Origin of the sequence: Faecalibacterium sp. An77, assembly GCF_002161315.1 — a bacterium.
Classification (GTDB): Bacteria; Bacillota; Clostridia; order Oscillospirales; family Ruminococcaceae; genus Faecalibacterium.
Genome location: NZ_NFHK01000077.1, coordinates 1 through 6417, shown reverse-complemented (window position 1 = coordinate 6417; position 6417 = coordinate 1). Strand labels below are relative to the sequence as shown.

The following is a 6417-nucleotide window of genomic DNA, read 5'->3' as shown; positions in this document are numbered from 1 at the left end:
GCAGAATTAAGACAAAACTAAAGGGCTTGCCGCCTGCTATTCACAGACAACAAGCCCTTTCGGCTGCTTAAACAATTTTTGCTTTCAAATATTGTCTAACTTTTTGGGGTCACTTCACCAGACGGATGAGGCGGCGGTTTTTTCTTGATTTGGGGGCAAAACAAGAGGCCGCGGGATTTCTCCCGCAGCCTCCTGGTTCATCGGAAAGGGAGCCTGTCCCCTTCCGCTCAATTCAGTTAAAAGGAGCCTCTGCTCAGGCCGTAGCCCGGGCATTCTCACAGCTCTTGGCCAGAGCGGTCAGAATGTCGCCGTGGGCATCCTGCAGGCTCATAGTGGCGCTGGTGGTCAGATCCACCAGGGCGGCCTGCTGATCCTCATTCAGGGCATCGTACTTAGCCTTGTCCTCGTCGCTGCTCTTGTCGGTGATCTTCAGAGGACGGCCGTTGGCGTCCGAGCAGCTGGAAGCAAACCAGGCCTGGATCTCATCGATGGTCTTGCCAGCGAAGAACTCCTGATAGGCGTCCATTTCCTCGGCCCAGGTGCCGCTGCCCAGCTTGTAGCCGTCGCCGCGCTCCCGCTTGGTCTGCCAGCTGGAGACCTCCTCCAGGAAGCTCTCGGCGGTGGGCTCAACGGTGGCATCCACCTTGCCGTCGTGGTCGGTATCGGCATTATAGGCGCTCTGGCCGGGCCAGCCGCTGAAGTGAGGCATGCCGTCCCCGTCGTAGTTGGGGGTAGCCACTTCCACCTGGTCCACATAGCTGTCCAGGATGGCGTTGTTCTCATCCAGCAGGGTGGCGGCAAACACCATGTTCATGCTGTACACCGGCACATCCTGGTCGTCCGAGCCGGGGCCCTGACGACCATTGCTGACAATGCCCAGACCCATCGAAGCAATCTGGTCCGCGGTCACATCGATGGCCTTGCGTGCGTCGTAGGCGGCGCGAATGGCTGTCAGGATATCGCCGTGGGCGTCCTGCAGGCTCATGGTGGCGCTGGAAGTCAGATCCACCAGGGCGGCCTGCTCATCCTCGCTCAGAGCCTCAAACTTGGCCTTGTCCTCGTCGCTGCTCTTGTCGGTGATCTTCAGGGGACGGCCGTTGGCGTCCGAGCAGTTGGCCGCAAACCAGGCCTCCACCTCGTCCACCGTCATGCCCACAAAGAACTGCTCATAGGCGTTCATCTCGTCGGTCCAGGTGCCGCTGCCCAGCTGGTACTCGCTGCCGCGCTCCCGCTTGGTCTGCCAGCTGGAAACTTCCTCCAGGAAGCTGTCATCGGTGGGCTCCAGGACGCCGTCCACCTTGCCGTCGTGGTCCTCGTCCACATTGTAGCCGCCCATGCCGGGATAGCCCGCAAAGTTGGGCATGCTGGCGCCGTCATAGTTGGGGGTAGCCACCTCCACCTGATCCACATTCAGGGCCACGATTTTGCCCTCGCCGTCGAACAGTGCCTGCACGGCCACGGTGTTGAAGCTGTAGACCGGAACGTCCTGGTCATCGGCGCCGGGGCCCTGACGGCCGCTGCTGACGATGCCCAGACCGTGGTACAGGTCTGCGCCTTCCAGGGTCTTGGAGTCGTCCTTCTCCTCGGGAGCCTCATAGGGATAGGCCTCGGGGTCCAGTGCATTGTTCACCGCTGCAACCGCTGCGGTGCTGGTGACGGTGGCGCCTGCCACCAGGTCCACCTCCACGCTGCCTGCCTCGGTCATGGCCGCAGCCAGGGTTTCCAGGGCTGCGCCGCCTATGGTCGGGGTCTCATCCGGGCCGTCAAAGGTCACCGAAGTGATCTTGCCGCCCTCGGTGGTCACTGTAGCGGTCACTACGCCGCCAAAGCCATTGGCCTTGCCGGTCAGGGTAGCGCTCTCGCCGGAGGTCTCGGTCTTGCCGCAGGCCGCCAGACTCAGAAGCATTGCCGCACACAGAATCCGTGCGATCCATCGTCTCATGTTCTTGTCTTCTCCTCTCATCCAGGTTCTTGATTTCGGTCGCCGGGCATCGGCCCGGCTGCTGGATTTTATTATAAGGCGATTTTTTGTCAAAATATTGTCAGCGGAAGGGCGAGTTGCTATAATTGAGACAAGAATTTGAGGGAAAGGTGGTGTGGGAATGGCCAGGCTTTTGATTGTGGACGACAACGAACAGATCCTGCAGATTTTGAGCCGTTATGCCCAGGCTCAGGGGCATCGCGCCATTCTCGCCCGCACCGGCCCCCAGGCCCTGGAAGCCTTTACCGCCCAGGAGCCGGATCTGGTTCTGCTGGACGTCATGCTGCCCGGAATGGACGGTTTTGAGGTCTGCCGGGCCATCCGGGCCCGCAGCCTGACCCCGGTCATCATGATTACCGCCCGCAGCGACGACGAGGACCGGATTTTGGGCCTGGACACCGGAGCAGACGACTATGTCGTCAAGCCCTTTTCCCCCGGCGAGGTCATGGCCCGGGTGCGGGCCGTGCTGCGGCGGGTTCCGCCGGCAGCCCAGCCGGATGTTTTCCGCTCCGGCGCGCTGGAAATCGACCTGCAGACCTTTGCAGTCCGGGTGGCAGGCGCCCCGGTCTCCCTGACCCGGCGGGCCGCCGAAATCCTCTGGACGCTGGCCCGGCGGCCCCATCAGGTTTTTACGCGGGAAATGCTGCTGGATCTGTTGTGGGGATCGGAGTACATGGGCGATGTGCGCGCCGTGGACAGCCAAATCAAGCGGATGCGCAGCGCCCTGGCCGGGATTCCCGGCCGGGACTTTGAAATCCGTACTGTATGGGGCGTGGGGTATCAATTTGAAACCATTCAATAAAAACACCAGTCTGGCCCGTCAGATTGCCGGGTGGGCCGGGCTGCGGATGGCCATACTGAATCTGATTTTGTTTCTGCTGTTCAGTGCGCTGTACATCTCCCGGGGCATCCAGCTGCAGCTGGTGGATCCATTGAACCAGGCCCTGGACCGCCTGATCCGAAAAATCGATGACGGCGAGCTCCTGCTGGCCGACCTGCCGGAATACGGCCTGCCCGAAGAGCTGCGCTTTCTGCGCACCCTGGAACAAAGCGGGCCGGATCTGGTGGTGGCGCTGGAGGACGGCCGCTCGGTCTATTACGACGAGGCCAGGAACGCCATGCTGGAGGGCGCTTTGCCCGATCCCTTCACAGAAATCGATCCCCTGTCCGGCCTGCAGTTTCGGCTGGACTCCGTCCACGGCTGGATGGCTCTGACCGGCACCCGGGTCGATGACCCGGCCGGAGGCAGCGCCATGGTCATGGCCGCCCTGCCCCTCAACACCCTGGCCCGGGACCTTGTGCCCGTTCTGGGTCTGCTGGCCCTCAGCACTCTGGCCACCCTCTGCGTCACCCGGCGCATGAGCCGCCAGCTGAGTCTGCAGCTGGTCCATCCCCTGCAGGATATGTCCCACGCCCTGGCCCGCTGGCAGGGCGAACAATACGACCCGCCTCCGGCTCTGGGGGCTGCCGACGAACTGGGCCAGCTGCGCGACGCCATGGAAAAGACCGCCCACCAGCTGGAGCTGGCCCGGGACCGCCATCAAAAAGAGGAGGAGGCCCTGCGTCTCTTTTACGCCGACGTGAGCCATGAGCTGAAAACGCCTATTGCGGTCCTGCGGGCGCAGGTTGAGATGATGCGGGACGGCATGCTGGCCCCCGAGGAGCTTCCTGCCCACGCCGACGGGATGCTGACCGAGCTGCAGCAGCTGCAAACAGTGGTGCAGGATCTGGTGACCCTGGCCCGGGTACAGGCTCCCGGGTACCATGTAGAGCGCCAGGCCTGCAGCCTGAGCGCCATTCTGCGGGATGCAGGCCGTTCCCTTGCCTCTCTGGCCTGCAAACGCGGCATCCAGTTTTCCCTGGATCTTCCCAGCCCGGACCCGGTTCAGGACCAGGTGCTGACCAACTACGACCGCCTGCGGCAGCTGGTGATGATTCTGGGGGAAAATGCCATCAAATACACCCGCCCCAACGGCCGTGCGGGAATGCGGCTGAAATACACCCCCGACGGCCCCACCGTCTTGATTTGGGACCAGGGCAGCGGCATTCCATTGGAGGACCGGGAACGCATTTTCTGGCGGTTCTACCGCGGCAGCCGAAAGTCCGATTCCATCCCCGGCGAGGGGCTGGGCCTGGCCATCGCCCGGGAGCTGTGCGAACTGCTGGACGTATCGGTCAAGCTGGAGCACACCGGCCCGGAGGGAAGCCTGTTCAGCCTCCACCCTCCCTCCACTGCCCGGGATTCATCCTGAAAACAAAAAGCCGTGAGATCTTTTCATCTCGCGGCTTTTTCCATACAATCCAAAAAATTCACGTTTCCCGTTCTGCAAAATATCCCATCGGAGCTGTTGGGGTCTGCCCTGCCATGCAATGACTTTCGCTTCCCCGTCGGTTTTTTGCAAAACAAAAAAGCTTCACGATTTCTCGTGAAGCTTTTTGGTGCGATGGAAGGGACTCGAACCCCCGGCCTACTGATTCGTAGCGCAAGTCAGGGGTAATTCCTCCATTATGCCGCCTGCTGTAAAACATAAAATTTTATCGATAATAAGCAATTTATCCAAATTCGTGTTTCACGCCCACTGGTAAATTTTGCACCTGTTATCAACCATTGTATAGGTTGAAACCGTGCAGATTCCGTGCAAAAACCGTGCAGGGCGATTTTAGAAACTCGGAAGCAATTCACACACAAATGACTTGACGGCATTGTTTTGGGTGGCCATCCTCTTATTTTAGTACTTGCTGCATCACAAGCCGATTGGAAAGCATCTGACCTCATTCTCAGTATAACCCGTCGTTTTATGTTAGAAAAAAGCAACACAGCACGATATGGTCTGTGCGGCCTTGTAGTGGTATCCTTTTGCCAACAAGAAAACAACATAAAACGAAAGGAAAAAATAAATGATGAAACGTATCTTTACCCTGATTACTTCTCTTGTTCTGGCCGCCAGCTTGCTGGCTGTCCCCTGCTTTGCCGCCGAGCCTGGAGACTTACCCACGCCGCAGCCTGGTGTGACCGAAACCGAAACGGAACAGCCTGACGATTCTGATCAGCCTGAGAATCCGGACAAATCGGATCTGCAGCCATACGATGCATTTCCGGGAGATGGCGACGTTCTTTAAGTTTCAAACTCTATGCCTAAATATTCTTTAGCTTCTTTTTTTACAATCTGTAACCCTACTGGGTATTCAATAACCTGACAGAGATAATAGCATTTGCGATAGAGATCGGCGCTTTTTTTGTCATCTCCCATGAAATGGAAGCATTCAGCTTCGATTTCAAGGCAATGTGACAGATATTGATAATGCCCATATTTGAGGCAGGCCTTCCTGCCTTCTTCTGCACATTCTGCGCTATCCTCGTAGCGACCACACAAATCCAGGACACGGGCATAATTAAAATAAATCATTGGAATAATACCGACCGAAGTGACCGCTTCTTCAAAATGCTTTCGAACATATTTCAGCAGCTGATAGTAGATATCAGCTGCTTTTTTATTTTGCCTGTCATCGGAGTATGCGATTCCTATTTGATTGATAATTTTAATCTCATCTATAGAGTAGAGAAACTTCTCAATCTCATCCAAATTAAAGCGGGGAACCGTCAGCCGAATTGCCTGCATCAACAGGTCGATCTGTTCTCGCGGTGTGTAGCGTTGATCCAAACGCCCCAACAGTACCCTGGAACGTAGGACGAACTGCTGCGCGATTTGGTCGTCAGGGTCTATGATCTGTTCAAACTTTTTTAAGGTGTCAAAGCCTTCCTCTACGCGGTGATTGGAGTTGCAGGATACAATTTCCTTTTGAAGCGCTTCCATCTCCAGTTCATTTTTACTCAGCAGAGCAAAATAGCGGTCATCCGGCAGGCCCAGCCGCTGCAACAGGGCATTGATCCGGTTGCGGCTGGGGGTCTGTTTCCCATTTTCCAGCCGGGAAAGAGTCATAGGCTCACAGATTCCATCGCAGAGCTGCTCCTGGGTCAAACCCAGATCCAGCCGCCGCTGTTTGATATATTCTCCCAGAAAGATATTTTTCATTGCTGCGTCCCTCCTCATTATAGCTGCCGCGCTCCTGTAGTTTAAAGCAGGCACTGTGTGTCAACCCATATCAATATTCTAGAGCAAACCCAGAAAATAGAGTGAAGTCGCCCCTGGACTGTACAGCAGTGGTATGATAAATGTGGAGATGATGAATATGCTTCACAATGAATCACGGAACTTATTGGTGCAGGCGTTTGAAAAGAATCACAACGCCAAACAGACAGCTGAGGATTTTTCAGTAAGTCTGTGGACGGTCTATCGACTGCGCCAGCAGATGAAACGTAAGCGCTCCATAATCCCCCGACTGTAAAAAAGTACTGACCTGTGAGAAAATAAGAGAAAGTATCAAAAGTCTTAGAAGTCTTAGAAATCTGAGAAGTCTCGCAGGGGTAAAAAATG

Annotated in this window: 5 protein-coding genes; 3 read left to right on the top strand and 2 right to left on the bottom strand. The window is 56.7% G+C overall.

The window, feature by feature from the left end; genetic code table 11:
• Positions 1-253: 253 nt before the first annotated feature.
• Positions 254-1942, bottom strand: a complete 1689-nt coding sequence (locus tag B5G28_RS13895) for an FMN-binding protein (RefSeq protein WP_158099638.1) — start codon at positions 1940-1942, stop codon at positions 254-256.
• Positions 1943-2102: 160 nt separating this feature from the next.
• Here B5G28_RS13895 and B5G28_RS13890 point away from each other — a divergent pair, with 160 nt between their 5' ends.
• The 3 genes from B5G28_RS13890 to B5G28_RS13880 all read left to right on the top strand — a co-directional run bounded on the left by B5G28_RS13890 (position 2103) and on the right by B5G28_RS13880 (position 5101).
• A complete protein-coding gene (locus tag B5G28_RS13890; protein ID WP_087249756.1) occupies positions 2103-2783 on the top strand; it encodes a response regulator transcription factor in 681 nt (226 codons plus the stop codon).
• Positions 2767-4233: a HAMP domain-containing sensor histidine kinase gene (locus B5G28_RS13885; protein ID WP_158099637.1), complete on the top strand. Its 1467-nt coding sequence runs from the start codon at positions 2767-2769 to the stop codon at positions 4231-4233. The genes B5G28_RS13890 and B5G28_RS13885 overlap by 17 nt, the downstream gene beginning before the upstream one ends.
• 646 nt (positions 4234-4879) lie before the next feature.
• Complete coding sequence (locus B5G28_RS13880) at positions 4880-5101, top strand: hypothetical protein (protein WP_087249752.1); 222 nt, start codon at positions 4880-4882, stop codon at positions 5099-5101.
• Here the strand turns inward: B5G28_RS13880 and B5G28_RS13875 are convergent.
• Positions 5098-6015 (bottom strand): helix-turn-helix transcriptional regulator, encoded by a 918-nt coding sequence (locus B5G28_RS13875; RefSeq protein ID WP_158099636.1) that lies wholly within the window; start codon positions 6013-6015, stop codon positions 5098-5100. The genes B5G28_RS13880 and B5G28_RS13875 overlap by 4 nt on opposite strands.
• Positions 6016-6417: the final 402 nt, after the last annotated feature.